15 protein-coding genes are annotated in these 14547 nt (G+C 65.1%); 4 read left to right on the top strand and 11 right to left on the bottom strand.

The genetic code is table 11. The annotated features are described in order from the left end of the window. Positions 1-36: 36 nt before the first annotated feature. Genes BLT08_RS08840 through trpC form a run of 4 tightly spaced genes read right to left on the bottom strand, consistent with a single transcriptional unit; the run spans position 37 to position 3844 of the window. A complete protein-coding gene (locus BLT08_RS08840; RefSeq protein WP_090305097.1) occupies positions 37-834 on the bottom strand; it encodes a 2-amino-3,7-dideoxy-D-threo-hept-6-ulosonate synthase in 798 nt (265 codons plus the stop codon). A gap of 24 nt (positions 835-858) precedes the next feature. Continuing rightward, entirely contained in the window at positions 859-1788 is a 930-nt protein-coding gene (trpA, locus tag BLT08_RS08835) for a tryptophan synthase subunit alpha (RefSeq protein ID WP_090305095.1), read from the bottom strand. Continuing rightward, a complete protein-coding gene (gene trpB, locus BLT08_RS08830) occupies positions 1785-3053 on the bottom strand; it encodes a tryptophan synthase subunit beta (protein WP_090305091.1) in 1269 nt (422 codons plus the stop codon). Before trpB ends, trpA begins: the two co-directional genes overlap by 4 nt. Further along, positions 3050-3844, bottom strand: a complete 795-nt coding sequence (trpC, locus tag BLT08_RS08825; protein WP_090305088.1) for an indole-3-glycerol phosphate synthase — start codon at positions 3842-3844, stop codon at positions 3050-3052. The genes trpB and trpC overlap by 4 nt, the downstream gene beginning before the upstream one ends. Before the next feature lie 410 nt (positions 3845-4254). Between trpC and BLT08_RS08820 the strand changes: the two genes are divergently transcribed. Continuing rightward, positions 4255-4725 (top strand): MGMT family protein, encoded by a 471-nt coding sequence (locus BLT08_RS08820; protein ID WP_090305085.1) that lies wholly within the window; start codon positions 4255-4257, stop codon positions 4723-4725. Between the two features lie 129 nt (positions 4726-4854). Here the strand turns inward: BLT08_RS08820 and BLT08_RS08815 are convergent, their stop codons facing one another. Genes BLT08_RS08815 through lonB form a run of 3 tightly spaced genes read right to left on the bottom strand, consistent with a single transcriptional unit; the run spans position 4855 to position 8458 of the window. After that, complete coding sequence (locus BLT08_RS08815) at positions 4855-5208, bottom strand: hypothetical protein (protein ID WP_090305081.1); 354 nt, start codon at positions 5206-5208, stop codon at positions 4855-4857. Between the two features lie 25 nt (positions 5209-5233). Beyond that, positions 5234-6232, bottom strand: a complete 999-nt coding sequence (locus BLT08_RS08810; RefSeq protein ID WP_090305076.1) for a CPBP family intramembrane glutamic endopeptidase — start codon at positions 6230-6232, stop codon at positions 5234-5236. Next, on the bottom strand, positions 6233-8458 hold the full coding sequence (gene lonB / locus BLT08_RS08805; RefSeq protein WP_090305073.1) for an ATP-dependent protease LonB: 2226 nt from the start codon (positions 8456-8458) through the stop codon (positions 6233-6235). A 269-nt stretch (positions 8459-8727) separates the two neighbouring features. Between lonB and BLT08_RS08800 the strand changes: the two genes are divergently transcribed. Both BLT08_RS08800 and BLT08_RS08795 read left to right on the top strand, forming a co-directional pair. Next, complete coding sequence (locus BLT08_RS08800; RefSeq protein WP_090305070.1) at positions 8728-9246, top strand: nicotinamide-nucleotide adenylyltransferase; 519 nt, start codon at positions 8728-8730, stop codon at positions 9244-9246. A gap of 74 nt (positions 9247-9320) precedes the next feature. Next, the gene (locus BLT08_RS08795; protein WP_090305067.1) at positions 9321-10199 is read left to right on the top strand and encodes an SAM hydrolase/SAM-dependent halogenase family protein; all 879 of its coding nucleotides are present in this window, start codon (positions 9321-9323) and stop codon (positions 10197-10199) included. A 54-nt stretch (positions 10200-10253) separates the two neighbouring features. Here BLT08_RS08795 and BLT08_RS08790 read toward each other — a convergent pair whose 3' ends face one another. Continuing rightward, on the bottom strand, positions 10254-10622 hold the full coding sequence (locus BLT08_RS08790) for a HalOD1 output domain-containing protein (protein WP_090305064.1): 369 nt from the start codon (positions 10620-10622) through the stop codon (positions 10254-10256). Between the two features lie 96 nt (positions 10623-10718). After that, a complete protein-coding gene (thsA, locus tag BLT08_RS08785) occupies positions 10719-12263 on the bottom strand; it encodes a thermosome subunit alpha (protein ID WP_090305061.1) in 1545 nt (514 codons plus the stop codon). A gap of 200 nt (positions 12264-12463) precedes the next feature. Between thsA and BLT08_RS08780 the strand changes: the two genes are divergently transcribed. After that, positions 12464-13291: an amidohydrolase family protein gene (locus BLT08_RS08780; RefSeq protein WP_090305058.1), complete on the top strand. Its 828-nt coding sequence runs from the start codon at positions 12464-12466 to the stop codon at positions 13289-13291. 301 nt (positions 13292-13592) lie between these two features. Here BLT08_RS08780 and BLT08_RS08775 read toward each other — a convergent pair whose 3' ends face one another. Next, on the bottom strand, positions 13593-14360 hold the full coding sequence (locus tag BLT08_RS08775) for a proteasome assembly chaperone family protein (protein ID WP_090305054.1): 768 nt from the start codon (positions 14358-14360) through the stop codon (positions 13593-13595). Between the two features lie 6 nt (positions 14361-14366). After that, the gene (locus tag BLT08_RS08770) at positions 14367-14546 is read right to left on the bottom strand and encodes an RNA-protein complex protein Nop10 (RefSeq protein WP_090305051.1); all 180 of its coding nucleotides are present in this window, start codon (positions 14544-14546) and stop codon (positions 14367-14369) included. Position 14547: the final 1 nt, after the last annotated feature.

The raw sequence follows: 14547 nt of genomic DNA, 5'->3' as shown, positions 1-14547 counted from the left end.
GTAGCGGTTGGCCGCAGAGAGTAAGAGCCGCGGTGCTCAGGCCTCGAGCGCGAGTCCGGCCTTCGCGAGCGCGTCGTCGGTCGAGAGGTCGTGGTGGACGACGCCGGCGACGGCCGTCGTGATAGCCTCCGGGTTCTCGTGCTGGAAGATCGATCGCCCCATCGAGACGCCGGATCCACCGGCGTCCATCACGCCGCGGACCATCTCCACGGTCTCGCGGTCGGTTCCTTTCGAGCCGCCGGCGATGACGACCGGCAGCCGCGTCGATTCGACGACGTGCTGAAAGCTCTCGGCGTCGCCGCTGTAGCCCGTCTTGACGATATCGGCGCCGAGCTCCTCCGCGAGACGGACGGCGTGGCCGAGCGCTTCGGGATCCTCGGAGTCGACGCTCGGGCCGCGGGCGTAGGCCATCGCGAGCACCGGCATGCCGAGTCGCTCGGCGTTCGCCGTGACCTCGGAGAGGTGAGAGAGCTGCTCGGGTTCGTGATCCGAGCCGACGTTGATATGGAAGGAGACGGCGTCGGCGCCGACGCGGACGGCCTCTTCGACCGTGCCAGTCATCCGCTTATCGTTCTCGTCGGGGCCGATGGTCGTCGAGCCGTTGAGGTGGACGATGTACCCCTTCCCGTTCTTGTGTTCGTGGACGCGAGGGGCGATTCCTTTCTGCGTGAGGACCGCGTCCGCACCGCCGCTGGTGACACCGTCGATCGTCGATTCGATGTCTTTCAGCCCTTGAACGGCCCCCATCGTGATGCCGTGATCCATCGGAATGATCACGTACGAGTCGTTTGTACCGATTCTGTCGAGTCGTGCGTCGATGCCAGTGGTAGTCATTGCGGGAGTGTAGCAAGCTTGCAGTTATGGCTGTTCTGGTTCCGGTGCATCTTCCGTATCGTTCGTGACGGTCTCCGACCCGCGAACGGCGCCGCGTTTGAGTTCCTCGGCTTTGGCCTCGAGGGCGGCCGCGGGATCGTCGCTTTCCGCCACGATGTCGACGAGCGCGCTGCCGACGATGACGCCGTCGGCGCCGGCTTCGACGATCTCGGCTGCGTGGTCGCCTTCGCTGACGCCGAACCCGACCGCTTTGGGGACCTCGTAGTCGGACAGGCGCGCGAGGCTGTCGTGGGTCGCCGACGAGACGTCGCCGCGGGCGCCGGTCGTCCCGAGTCGGGCCTGGACGTAGGCGAAGCCGGAGACCTGCGACATGATCGTCTCGAGGCGCTCGCCCTCGGTCGTCGGCGCGATGATGAAGATCAGATCGAGACCGTGTTCGTCGCAGGCCTCGCGCAGCGGGTCGGCCTCCTCGGCGGGGAGATCGGGGACGATAATCCCCGACAGACCGACTTTGGCCGCGCGTTTCACGAACGGCCCCACATCGGGTTCATCACCGTATTGTAAGATCTTGTTGTAGTACGTCATCACCAGCAGCGTCGCATCCGTCTCGAGGTCCTCGACCAACTCGAAGAACGCTTCGGAGGTGGTCCCGGCCTCGAGTGCCCGGTTGATCGACGCCTGAATCGTCGGTCCCTCGGCGATCGGCTCCGAGAACGGCAGGCCGAGCTCTATCAGGTCCGAGCCGCCGCGGTCGAGGGCTTCGACGTACGCCTTCGTCTCCTCGATGGACGGGTCACCGACGGCGAGATAGGTGATGAGTGCGGGATGATTCTTGCGGATGGCGGCCTCGACGTCACTGTCGTAGTCGGCGCTCACGGGTCGCTTTCCACCGTCGCTCCCCGTTCGCGTTTCCCGAGGCTCTCCTCCCGCCGGTCGTCGATCCTCGCTCGTCATCTATCGAACACCTCCACCTCGGGGGCGGCCTCGAGATCGCGCTTCTCGGTCTCCTCGAGCACCGTCTCGAGATCCTTGTCGCCGCGTCCGGAGACGTTGACGACGACGACCTCTCCGAGATCCTCGTAGTTCTCTTCGAGGTATCCCAGCGCGTGACTCGACTCGAGCGCGGGGATGATCCCCTCGAGTCGCGACAGGCGATGAAAGCCGTTGAGCGCGGCCTCGTCGTCGACGCTCGCGGGGGTGACGCGTCCGGTGTCGACGAGATACGAGAGTTCGGGACCGACGCCGGCGTAGTCCAGCCCGGCGCTCACGCTGTGGGATTCCATGATCTGGCCGTCTGCGCTCTGGAGGAGTTTCGTCATCGCGCCGTGGAGCACGCCGTCGGTGCCCGTCGAGAGCGTCGCCGAGTTCGGCGCCAGCGCGTTTTCCTCGTCGATCTCGAGGCTCGAGCCGCCGGCCTCGACGGCGTACAGGTCGACGTCCTCATCCGGTACGAACTCGTGAAACGTCCCCATCGTGTTCGAGCCGCCGCCCGCGCAGGCGACGACGCTGTCGGGGAGTCGGCCCGCCTTCTCCTGAATCTGTTTCCGGGCCTCCTGGCTGATGACGGACTGAAAGTCCCGAACGAGTTTCGGGAACGGGTGCGGGCCGACGACGCTCCCGATGACGTAGTGGGTGCGCTCGACGGTCGTCGCCCAGTCGCGCATCGTCTCGTTGATCGCCTCTTTCAGGGTCCCGCTGCCGGCCGTGACCGGATTCACCTCGGCGCCGTTCATCCGCATCCGGTACACGTTCGGTCGCTGGCGGTTGATATCGGTGCGACCCATGTAGATCTCACAGGGCATATCGAGGTGGGCCGCCGCCATCGCGGTCGCCGTGCCGTGTTGGCCGGCGCCGGTCTCGGCGATGATCCGCTCTTTGCCCATGTACTTGGCCAGCAGGACCTGTCCGAGCGCGTTGTTCAGCTTGTGCGCGCCGCCGTGGACCAGATCCTCGCGTTTGAGGTAGATTTCGCGGTCGTAGCGCTCGCTGAGGCGTTCCGCGCGCTGCAACGGCGTCGGTCGACCCCCGAAATCCCGCATTCGGTCGCGGAACTCGTCCATGAAGCCGTCCTCGTTTTCGAGGACGTAGCGTTCGTAGGCGTCCTCGAGTTCCTGAACCGCCGGCATCAGGGCCTCTGGGACGTACTGGCCGCCGTACTCGCCGAACGTTGCCTGGCTGTCGCGCTCTCGGGTGCGTTCGTCGTGATCGTTCGTGCTCATGTGTGTGCTCCGTCCGCCTCGTTTTCCGCGTGAACCAACCGTCGGGTGTTCTCGGTCACGTCGCTGTCGCCCGAACCGTGGTCCATGATCGCGCTGCCGATCAGGAGGGCGTCGGCGCCCGCCTCCCGCATCCGCCGGACGTCGGCGGGTGTGGACACGCCGCTCTCGGCGATCAGCGTTACCTCCTCTGGGGCGTCGGGGGCGACGGACTCGAAGGTTTCGAGGTCCACCTCGAGTCGCGCCAGGTCTCGGTTGTTCACGCCGATGATTTCGGCACCGGCCTCGAGGGCGGTCTCGAGCTCTGCCTCGTCGTGGACCTCGACCAGCGGCTGGAAGCCGCGCTCGCGCGCGGCTGCGACGAGTCCCTCCAGATCGTCCACGAACCGGACGATCAACAGGAGCAGATCGGCTTCGACGACGTCCAGCTGTGCCTCCTCGAGTACGAAATCCTTCCGGAGGACGGGAACGTCGACGGCCTCGCGAATGCGAGTCAGCGACTCGGGGGAGCCGCCGAAGTGACTCGGCTCGGTGAGCACCGAGATCGCCGCCGCGCCGCCCTCGACCATCGCTTCAGCAAGTTCGACGGGGTCGTCGTCTCGCGTCCCGTCGGCGGTCGGGCTCGTGGGCTTTACCTCCGCGATCACCGGGACGCGACCGTCGGCCTCCGCACGCGCGAGCGCGTCGGACAACGACCGCGCGTCGACGTCCACGACGCCGTCGCCCCCCGGCCGCTCCCGGGCGGCCTCGAGGATTGACGCCACCGCGGGCGCGAGCTCTGTTCGAGAGTTCATTGTTGTACATCGACGTACTCATATGTACAAAAGCTTTGCGCCATCGGGTTGGGAGGCGGACCCGAAACCACCGGGTTTCGCCCTGCTGACCGTCGACGTGCGGTGGCGTGCGCTGTCGACGGAGCCGAGCGTTGCGAGGTGCGAGCCGCGCGAGCACCTCGAAAACTGAGCGAGGGTCCGTCGCCGACGGTGCGCGAGGGACGAGGACCGCAGCGACGGACGGAGCGAGGACCGCAGGCGGTTGGGGAGGATGTGGCCTGCATCGGTGCCAGCGTCGACAGGGCTCACGTGTTCCATCGCAATCGACGGTACTCGGTGGTCGGCCGACCGTTTGGCGTTTCCGCGACCGACCGACGCGTTCGAAAACGGCGACCGGCGATTATTCAAGGCCCTATCACCTACGCAGGATTATGGAGGACGTCACGGACGCCGGAATCTACGCGCGAGAATCGTCGTATCTCGATCGATACGTCCAGCTCGGGGCCGCGAGCGGCCGCGTCCTGAGCGTCTCGTTTCCCGACCTGCCGGACGAGGAGGCCCAGGACGACCACCCCATCCTCGAGCAAATCTTCGAGTACCTCGACGGGTTAGAGGAGGTCCACTTCGACGAACTCCAGGTGGCACTGACCGTGCCGACAGACCAGCGCGCCGTCTTAGAGCAGGTCCGCGGAATCCCCTACGGCGAGCAGGTCAGCGTCGACGCCCTCGCGCGGATGACTCCCGAACTCGACCCGGAGGACGAGGACGACCTCATCCTCGTCCGGACCGCGCTGGACGAGAACCCGACACCACTGTTGATTCCCGACCACCGCGTGCGCGACGGCCCGAGCGCAGCGCCGCCGGCCGTCGAACAGAAGTTGCGGTCGCTCGAGGGGCTGTAGTCTCGATTCGAGGACAGTTGGACACACAGTATTCGAGTAATCGGCAGCGATCGTGTTACATCGCCGAACACAGGCGAACGCGTGTTACTCCGGGGCTACGTCGATGTACCGTCACTTCGTAGCCACGCGTTAATCGGTGTACCAGACCGCGTAGATGTAGAGCCCGATCCCGACGAAGACGACGATCGACGACACCTGATCGAGCACCGGGATGCGGGTAAACAGGAACGCGAACTGAAACATCCCGCCGAGGACGAGACAGACGGCCGCGGCAGGGATCACCCACGAGCCGCGACCCGTCTCGGCCTGCAGGTACAGAATCGTCCCCACGCCGATAGCGATCACGCCGAAAACGAACTCCGAGGCGAACGCCGCCAGGGAGTCGCCCGTCGCCTGTGCGTACAACAGCAGTGCGAAGTAGAGGACGATCCCGGAGAAGATCGCCCGATAGACCGTGTCCGGAACGTCGTCGAGCCCGTTCATACCCACACCCAGCAGGTCACGACTCTTAGCTTTCGAGGGTTCGGGCCCACTCGAAGCCCAGCCCCTCGTGGACGACGAACTCGAGGGCGTTGACCAGGTAGTGCGCGACGACGACCGCGAGGAAGCTGCCGGTGAGGATGAAGATCGCCGCGAGGACGAATCCGAGCAGGCCCGTGACGACGACGCCGACCGAGCCCTGCATGCCGTGGCCGACGGCGAACGCGATCGAGGAGACGACGGCGAGCAGCCACGGCGAGATGCTGAAGCCGGCCGCGACGACGCCGATCAGCGCCGCGCGAAAGAGCAGTTCCTCGAAGACGGCGATGATGGGAAGCACGACCAGCAGGAGAGCGGACCAGCCTCGCGCCGAATCCGGCGCGAGCAGTTCCCGAAGCTCCTCGTCGTGGTCGAAGCCGAACCGCGTCGCCGCCGCGGCACCGATCTCGTTTGCGACGTACAGCAGTAGGCCGAACGCCGTTCCCAGCAGCAGCCCCTGCTCGAGGTAGCCGGTCGTGAACTCGATCCCCAGCGCGTCGGCCGGGATCCCCGTGTAGATCGCGGCTCCGAGCAGAACGAGGGCGAACAGCCCCTGCGAGAGGGCGACGTTCGCCAGGAGTTCCCCGGTCGACAGCGATCGCGGGTCGATCTCGTCCGATCGATCCGCGGGACGTTCGGTCTCGGGACGGGAACGGTGCTCTGAATCGGCCGTGACGGTATCGGCTCGCTCGTCGGTCTCAGGGTCAAGTGACGGATTCGAATTGCGCTCGAGCGTTCCGTCACGACCGGTCGCAACCGAGTCGTCGATCCCGATGCTCGAACGGGGGTCTGTTGGGTCGGTGTGCGTCGACGAGTCGAGTTCGGCGTTCGGCTCGGCGGTGACGCTCGGGTCGGCCCCCTCGCTCGAGTCACGGGCACGATCCGGTTCGGAGCCGTCGTCGAACGCGGATTGGGTTAGATGCGATAAAACCAGCAACAGCGCGAGGACGACGCCCGTAATGCCGACGAACGTCGCCCAGTCGGCCATCTATTGCGGACTCGGGTTCGAGCCGCTGGCGGAGCCGACGCCGCTCTGACTACCGTCGAAGGCGGAGCCAGTGATCGACTTGAGGCGGTCGACCAGCGAGTCCTTCTTGGGTTCGCCCATCAGCGCGACGTCTAACACTTCGCTGATGTTCGAACACGGGATGATCTCGATCATCTCCTTGTACTCGTCTTCGATCATCACGTCCTGCTCGTTCGCGGCGGGGATGATGACCTTGCTACAGCCGGCCTTCGCGGCGGCTTCGATCTTGTGGGTGACGCCGCCGACGGGGAGCACGTCGCCCCGAACCGACAGTGAGCCGGTCATCGCGATCGACTGATCGACCGGAATGTCTTCCAGGGCGCTGATGACGGCCGTCGCCACCGTGATCGAGGCGGAGTCGCCGTCGACGCCGCCTTCGCCGGCCTGGACGAACTGGATGTGGATGTCCTTCTCCGAGAGGTCCACGTCGGAGAACTTCTTGATAATCGCCGAGACGTTCTGGACGGATTCCTCGGCCATCTCCTTCAACTGTCCCGTCGCGATGACCTGTCCGCCACCCTGTGCGGGGGCGATTTCGGCCATGACGGGGAGCATGATCCCGGAATCCTCGCCCATGACGGCGAGTCCGTTGACGCGGCCCTCGACGCCGTCGTCGGTGACCTGCAGTTCGTAGTCCTTGCGGCGCTCGATGTAGTCGTCGGCGAGCTGTTGCTCGATCGACCGGGAGCGGCGCTTGGCCTGCAGGACGTCCTCTCGAGTGGTGTGTTCCCGATCCTCGGCGCGGGCGATGTCGCCAGCGACGCGGACCAGTCCACCGAGGTTCCGGAAGTGTAGCGTGAGGTGTTCCTTCCGGCCGGCGCGGCGTTTGGCCTCGAGGATGAGCTCCTCGACGGCCTCGCGGGTGAAGTGGGGCAGTCGGCCGTCGCGTTCGACCTCTTGAGCGATGAAGCGGGCGTACTTCCGGCGCATCTCGGGGGTGTCCTCAATGGTGTCCTCCATGTAGACTTCGTAGCCGTAGCCCTTGATTCGCGAGCGGAGCGCGGGGTGCATGTTCTCCATCGCGTCCAGGTTCCCCGCCGCGATCATGATGAAGTCACAGGGGACGGGTTCGGTCTGGACCATCGCACCCGAGGAGCGCTCGGACTGGCCCGTGATGGCGAACTCGCCCTCCTGAATCGCGGTCATCAGCTTTTGTTGGGTGCGGATGTCGAGCGTGTTCATCTCGTCGACGAACAGTACGCCCTTGTTGGCCTGGTGGATCGAGCCGGGTTCGACGCGGTCGTGGCTCGGGGTTTCCATCCCACCGGACTGGAAGGGGTCGTGGCGAACGTCGCCCAGCAGCGCGCCGGCGTGGGCGCCGGTCGCGTCCTCGAACGGCGCGGTGCGCTGATCGCCGTTGTTGACGATCATATTCGGCACCATGGCGTCCGTGCCGCGGGACGTGTAGCGGAAGATCAGCCAGACGATACCCGCCGCGAGAATGCCGAGCAGAATGCTGGCGGGGCTGAGAATCGCGTAGCCGATGATGATCGCGATGATGACCCACATCAGGATCGAGCGCATCTGGTTGCGCTTGCGAGCCTCCTCCTTGTGGGCGTCGATGATCTGTTCTCCTTTGCCGGCGGGGACGGTTCGGACCTTCGGCTCGTTGCCGTCGTCTGGGTTGTGGTAGACTAAGACGTCCTGGAGATCCTCCTTCGGGAGCAGCTGGCTCATCGCTTTCGCCAGCATCGACTTCCCGGTACCCGGGGAGCCGATCATCATCACGTGGCGGCGCTGCTTGGCCGCTTTGATGATGATATCCCGTGCTTCGTCCTGACCGATGACCTGGTCGACGAGCCGATCCGGAACCTCGATATCTGCCGTCGAGTCGACTTTGAGACCGCCGAGAAGATCGTCCTCGGCGTTCTCCTCGTCGATCTCGACGCCCGGATCGACGTCGACCGTACTCCCGAGATCTTCGACGGTTTCGATGTCGTCGTCCTCGTCGGTCGACTCCCGATCGAACTCGTCGATCGGATCGTCGAACTCGTCCCCGTCGTCGATCTCCTCCTGTTGGTCACCGTCGTCGACGTCGTCGCGCCGGTCGCCGTCCTCCTCAGGCGGCGGCCGTTCTCCCTGACGCACCGACTCCTGGTCCTGGGACCGAGGCTGTGCCTGCTCCTCGTCAGGCTCAGTGGAGGTGGCGTCTTCGGGAGGGTCGTCAACGTTCGTATCGTTACTCATAGAACTCTGTTCAGTACCTGATTCGAAGGGATTGGGACTGATATACTTTCTCCATGCGGAGTATGGTGACAGTGCCTGAAAATGGCACTCTCAGGCGCCGAAAACCGCGATCAGTGTTTCCCGCGTCGTTTTCATCCGGTCGTGTCGAGCCCACAAGACGTGTGTGAACAATCCACAGACTCGCGGTCGCTCGAGACGCCGGCAAAGACGGCCGTTCAGCCGCCGGAAAACTCGCCACGCTTAAGCACGCGGCCCGAACAGTGTCCGGCATGACCCGGGGGTTCTACATCGGCCGCTTTCAGCCGTTCCACAACGGCCACCTCAGCATGGTCGAGCAGATCGCCGACGACGTCGACGAACTCGTACTCGGCATCGGGAGCGCCGACGACTCGCACACGATCCGAAACCCGTTCACGGCCGGCGAACGGATCATGATGATCACGAAGTCGCTCGTCGACCACGATCTCGTCACCTACGCCGTCCCGATCGAGGACTTGGAGCGAAACTCGGTCTGGGTGAGTCACGTCCAGAGTATGAGTCCCGACTTCGACGTCGCCTACTCGAACAACCCGCTGGTCATCCAGCTGTTTCGCGAGGCCGACATCGAGATCCGCCAGTCGCCGATGTTCAACCGCGAGGTCCTCGAGGGGAGCGAAGTCCGCCAGCGGATGATCCACGGCGGCGACTGGGAGACGCTGGTTCCCGAAGCCGTCGTCGACGTCGTCGGCGAGATCGGCGGCATCGAACGCATCCAGATGATCAGCGGCTCCGACTCGAACGGCGACTGACCGGCCCGTCGATTCCCCGGCACCCCCGATCGTGAGTCGTACCGGATTTCAACGGTCGAACCGTACTCCTGCGCATGATCACGCTCGCGTCGGACTTCGGTTCGCCGTATCCCGCGGCGATGAAGGGGGTCATCCTCCAGCGAACCGATTGTAGGCTGGTCGACGTCGCTCACGACTTCCCACGGCAAGACGTTCGCGCGGCCGCGTTCTGGCTTCGCGAAACGCTCCCCTACTTCCCCTCGGCGACCCACCTCGTCGTCGTCGATCCCGGCGTCGGAACCGACCGTAACGCACTGGTCGTCCGCGCGGGCGAGCACGCGCTCGTCGGTCCCGACAACGGCGTCCTGCTCCCCGCCGCACGTCGACTCGCGGGCGACGCCGACCTCGAGTACTACGTCATCGACGAGCGTCGTCTCGAGCCCGTCGAACCCGCCGGCGCACAGCGATCGGCGACAGCGGATTCCACCGATCCGGAGGATGCGACTGCGGGACCCGCGAGCAACACCTTCCACGGCCGGGACGTCTTCGCGCCCGCTGCGGCGGCGGTTCACGACACCGCACTCGAGACCCTCGGCGATCTGGAGTGGCTCTCGCCGCTCGAGGACGAGCCCATCGATCTCGTTCTCCCGCGAGCGTCCCTCACCGGCGAGCGCGCGACGGGCGAGGTGCTGGTCGTCGACGACTTCGGGAACGTCGTCACGAACGTTCCGGGAGAATTTCTCGACGGGCGAGAGCAGATCGTCACGAACGGCGAGTCGGTTCCCGTCGGCGAGACATTCGCCGCCGTTCCTACCGGTGAGCGTCTGGCAACGGTCGGCAGCCACGGCTACGTCGAACTCGACGTGAATCAGGAACGGGGCGACGAGGCGTTCGATCTCGCGGCCGGCGATCGGGTGGTTCTCGAGACCACGGCTCCCGCCGACTGCGGTAGCGACCTCTCTGATGGCGAGTGAACGGACGGCACGAACGGAGCCGACCGACGACGGCCGCAGTCGATGTGCGACTGATTACACACCGATCGGTCCGTCGAGAGATCGGTCGGGATCGATCACGATCTCGCCGTCGGCGTAGACCGTGATCAGGCAGTCAGCGAACGAAAACGCGATCGAGTTTCGCCCACCCTGTGACTCGCGTTCGCCCCAGTGGCCGACGAGCGCGTTCAGCGCGTCGGGATCGATGGAGTCTGAGAGCGACTCGAGATCGGCCGGATCGGCCTCGAGGATCGACGAGACGGCCATCACGAGTCCCGTGCTCACCGGCTCGTAGTCCGCATCGGCACACCACGCGTGATACGTTCCGCGGCCCTCGTCGTAGTAGAGCGGACGGTCAACCGTCTTACTAACCGGCGTTAGCCGATCTCGAGTCGTTCCTGACATGATACGGTGCTCACTTGGGCATGTCAACATATAACATTGCTGGCCGCACGACTGTCACTAAACTCGATGTAAAACGAAAAACGGTGGGCGACGGCGTTATTCGGCGGCGATGACGTCGTCGATGCGGACGATCATCGTCGCGGCCTCGGTCGCGCTTTCGATGGCTTCACGCTTGACGTCGGCGGGGTCGACGACCCCGTACTCGAAGGGGTCGTCGATGGTGACGGTTTCTCCGTCGGTGATCAGGCCGGCGCGGCCCTCGGATTCGTGGGCGGCACGAAGGTCCACGAGCGCGTCGATGGGGTCCTGGCCGGTGTTGGCGGCGAGCGTTCGCGGGATCACGTCGAGCGCGTCGGCGAAGGCCGTAACTGCGAGCTGTTTGCGGCCCTCGATACCCGCGGCTTCCTGACGGATCTTGTCCGCGATGGCGATCTCGGTCGCGCCGGCGCCGGGGACGACCTCGCCGGAGGCGAGTGCCGTTGCCACGACGTCGAGTGCGTCGCCGATGGCGCGCTCGAGTTCGTCGACGACGTGTTCGGTACCGCCGCGGACGAAGACGGTGACGGTCTCGGCCGCCGCGCCGCCCTCGATGAACGCGAGGTCGTCGTCGCCGAAGTTCTCGCTCCGGATGCGATCGGCGTGGCCGAAGTCGGACTCCTCGAGATCGTCGAGCGCGCCGACGCGACGAGCGCCCGTCGCGGAGACGATGTCTCGAGCGTCGCTGTTACCGATGTTCTCGAAGACGAGGACGCCCTCGTTGGCGAGGTAGTTGCTGACGCGGTCGTCGACGTCGTCGGTCGTGAAGACGACGTCAGCCCCGCTCTCGGCGACGGTCTCGGCGTAGCCGCGAACTTCGCTCTCCTCGGCGTCGATGGCCGTGTTGAGCTGATCGATCGAGTCGATGGCGTACTCGGCGTCGATGTCGCCCGTGCGGACGCCGAGTTCGACGTCGAGGACGGCGATCGAGGCGTCCTCGACCTCGCTGGGCATGCCCTCGTGGGCGGGCTCCTCGTCGATGACGATGCCAGGAACGAGCTCCGTCGCGTTCGAGGAGGCTCCGACCTGCGTGTGGACGGTGACGTTGTCGCGAGCGACGCCGTCGTCGGTCTCGACGTGGCGGATGGCTTCGACGACCGTCTCGGCCAGCGACTCGGCGGTGAGACCGCCGGTCCCTTTGCCGGTCATGCTCGACTCGCCGACCTGCTTGAGCACGTCGTCGTCGACGGCGTCTTCGCTGATCTGTTCGGCGATGGCCTCGAGTGCGATGCCGGAGGCCTCGTGATAGCCTTCGACGATCGTCGTCGCGTGGACGTCCTGTTCGATGAGGTCCTCGGCCTCGCCGAGCAGGTTGCCAGCGACCACGGCCGCGGTCGTCGTCCCGTCACCGACTTCCTCTTCCTGGGAGTCGGCGACCTCGACGATCATCTGGGCCGCGGGATGCTCGATGTCCATCTCGTTGAGAATCGTCGCCCCGTCGTTGGTGATGACGACCTCACCGGCGGAGTCGACGAGCATCTTGTCCATACCGCGGGGTCCGAGTGTCGTCCGTACGGCTTCGGCAACCGCCTTGCCGGCCATAATGTTCGACGACTGGGCGTCGCGACCCTGCGTTCGCTGGCTATCCTCGCTCATAATGAACATAGGCTGCCCGCCCATGCGTCGCTGTTGTGCCATAGTTGAATCCTCACTAACTATGTCGTCAGCACTTCTATATAAGTGTTTTGCTCCCGCCCCGGCTCCGTCTGGCGATTGCACGCCCGACAGCTGCCCGAACGGCTCCGTTCGTGACAGTCACGGGGCCGGTAGGGAAATATGTCTCGACTGAAAAGAGTGCGTACGGAATGCTGGAACTGGAGCACGGATTTCGTATCGTCGACGTCTACGCGCGACTGGCGCCGGACGGGTCGACGGCGGAGTTCGGGAGACGGACGATCACGCCCGATCGACTCGAGCGGGAGATGCACCAGGCGGGCATCACCAGATCGATCGTCTTCCCGCCCGCCAGCGCGGAGACGAGCTACGTCGCCCCGAACAACGGTGTCGCCCGCCGCAGCGTCGACCGGCCGTTCGTCGCCGTCGCCCGAATAAACGGGACCGAGGGGACGGACACCTCCGTAACGGGACGATTCCGAAATGCGATCAGTACTCGTCGGGAGTTCCACACGACCCCCGAAGACGTCGAGAAGTACGCCTACGACGATCGCTTTCACGGCTTCGTCATCGATGCCACCGTCGACGGCTACCCCGACGAGGACGTCCTGGCCACCCTCGAGGACGTCGGCCTCCCCGTAATCGTTCGCGGCGGAGTCGACGCCCCGCCCGAGACGCTCGCGACGACGCTGCTCGAGCGCTCGTTCCCCGTCGTCGTCGCCCATTTCGGTGGCCACCCACTCGAGCACTCGCGCATGCACGAGATGGTAGATCTGCTCGACGACTACGACGACTGTTACCTCGAGACGAGTTTCGTCCGGTATCGCGACCTGCTCGAGCGGGCCCTGCTCGAACATCCCGATCGGGTGCTGTTCGGCAGCGGCGCGCCGGCCTGCCATCCCGACGTCGCGGTCATGGAGATCCTCACGCTCGACGTCTCGGAAGATAAATTGTGGCGCGCCTTTTCGAAAAACGCCTGTCGCGTGTTCGAGGGACTCGCACCGGACGGCAACGCGTGATCTGCCGTCGCCCGACCGTTACGGTCGACGTTCAGGAGTACCGACGAACCGTCGTCGGCCGACGACTGTCACCCGAATCGAACGTTAATTTCACCGAAAGGTAGATGAACACCCGGGGCAATTCATTCTCGAGATCGTATGACTCAGTACTCGGCGGAGCGCTGTTCCGACTGTAGTGGAAAGAAGATCGCCCGAACCGACGGCACCGTCTGGTGCCCGAACTGCGCACTGTTTCGCCCACAGACGACGCGAGGATCGGAATCGTAATCGTCGAAACGAGTCGGAATCGTAACCCGTCGACTTAGCCGATGTAGCGCAGATCGTCGTCCGTCGGGACGTCCATCTGCTGTTGTTGCTCCATCTCTTGGATCTTGCCGATGACGTCCTCCATCTCGTCGGCGCGCTCGTCCAGCGACTCGTACTCGAGGTCGAAGTCGAGTCGGTCCGCTAACACTTCGAGGACCGCTCGAGCGCTTTTGGGATCGACCAGATAGCCGCTGGTCTCGCCCATCAGACAGGCGGCCTCGAAGCCGCGGCGCTCGCCCAGTCCGAGCATGAGTCCCGAGACGCCGACGATGCCGCCCGCGGGTTCGTCCTCGCGGAACTCGACGCCGACGTCCTCGAGTGCCTCGAGCATCGACTCGTCGCTGACGGCGCCGACGACGGCGTACTCGTCGATGAGCTCGCCGGTCGGCACGCCGCCGAGGGCGTACACTTCGCTCGCGCCGAACTCCTCGGCGACGTCGAGGAAAGCGTCGGTCAGCACGTAGTGGCCTTCGTTGGTCTGGGCCTGATGGTCGCCGGACAACAGCAGTAGATCACGACCGTCGGGGACGGTGACGGCGTGCAGTTTCGCACAGGTGAGCTCCGAGACGCCGTCCTCGACGCTCACCTGCGGCGGGAACTCGTGGGAGTAGATCCGGCGTACGAGCGTACTGTCGCCCTCGAGTTCCTCGAGTAAGTGCTCGACGGCAAGACTTCCGACGTGACCGACACCCGGCAGCCCCTCGACGAGGACGGGGTCGTCCAGCTCGACCTCGGCGACTGCGTCGATCTCGAGTTCGTCCATACCCTATCAGCGATTGCGACGTTTAAGAGACCGTCGGTACTCGCCGTGTGGGTCGTTCGGATCGAACGGTGCAGGGGCGCTGTTTTCGGCGTCGGCACCGCACTCCGGACAGCTCGCAGAAAGCGTGTACACCGGGCGGTCGTGCGCGCCGCGCCACGCCGAACACACCCGGATATCCGACTTCATA

The sequence above is a fragment of the Natronorubrum texcoconense genome (assembly GCF_900100335.1).
Classification (GTDB): domain Archaea; phylum Halobacteriota; class Halobacteria; order Halobacteriales; family Natrialbaceae; genus Natronorubrum; species Natronorubrum texcoconense.
Note: the sequence above shows the minus strand (reverse complement) of the source record. Positions and strands in the feature narration are given on the sequence as shown.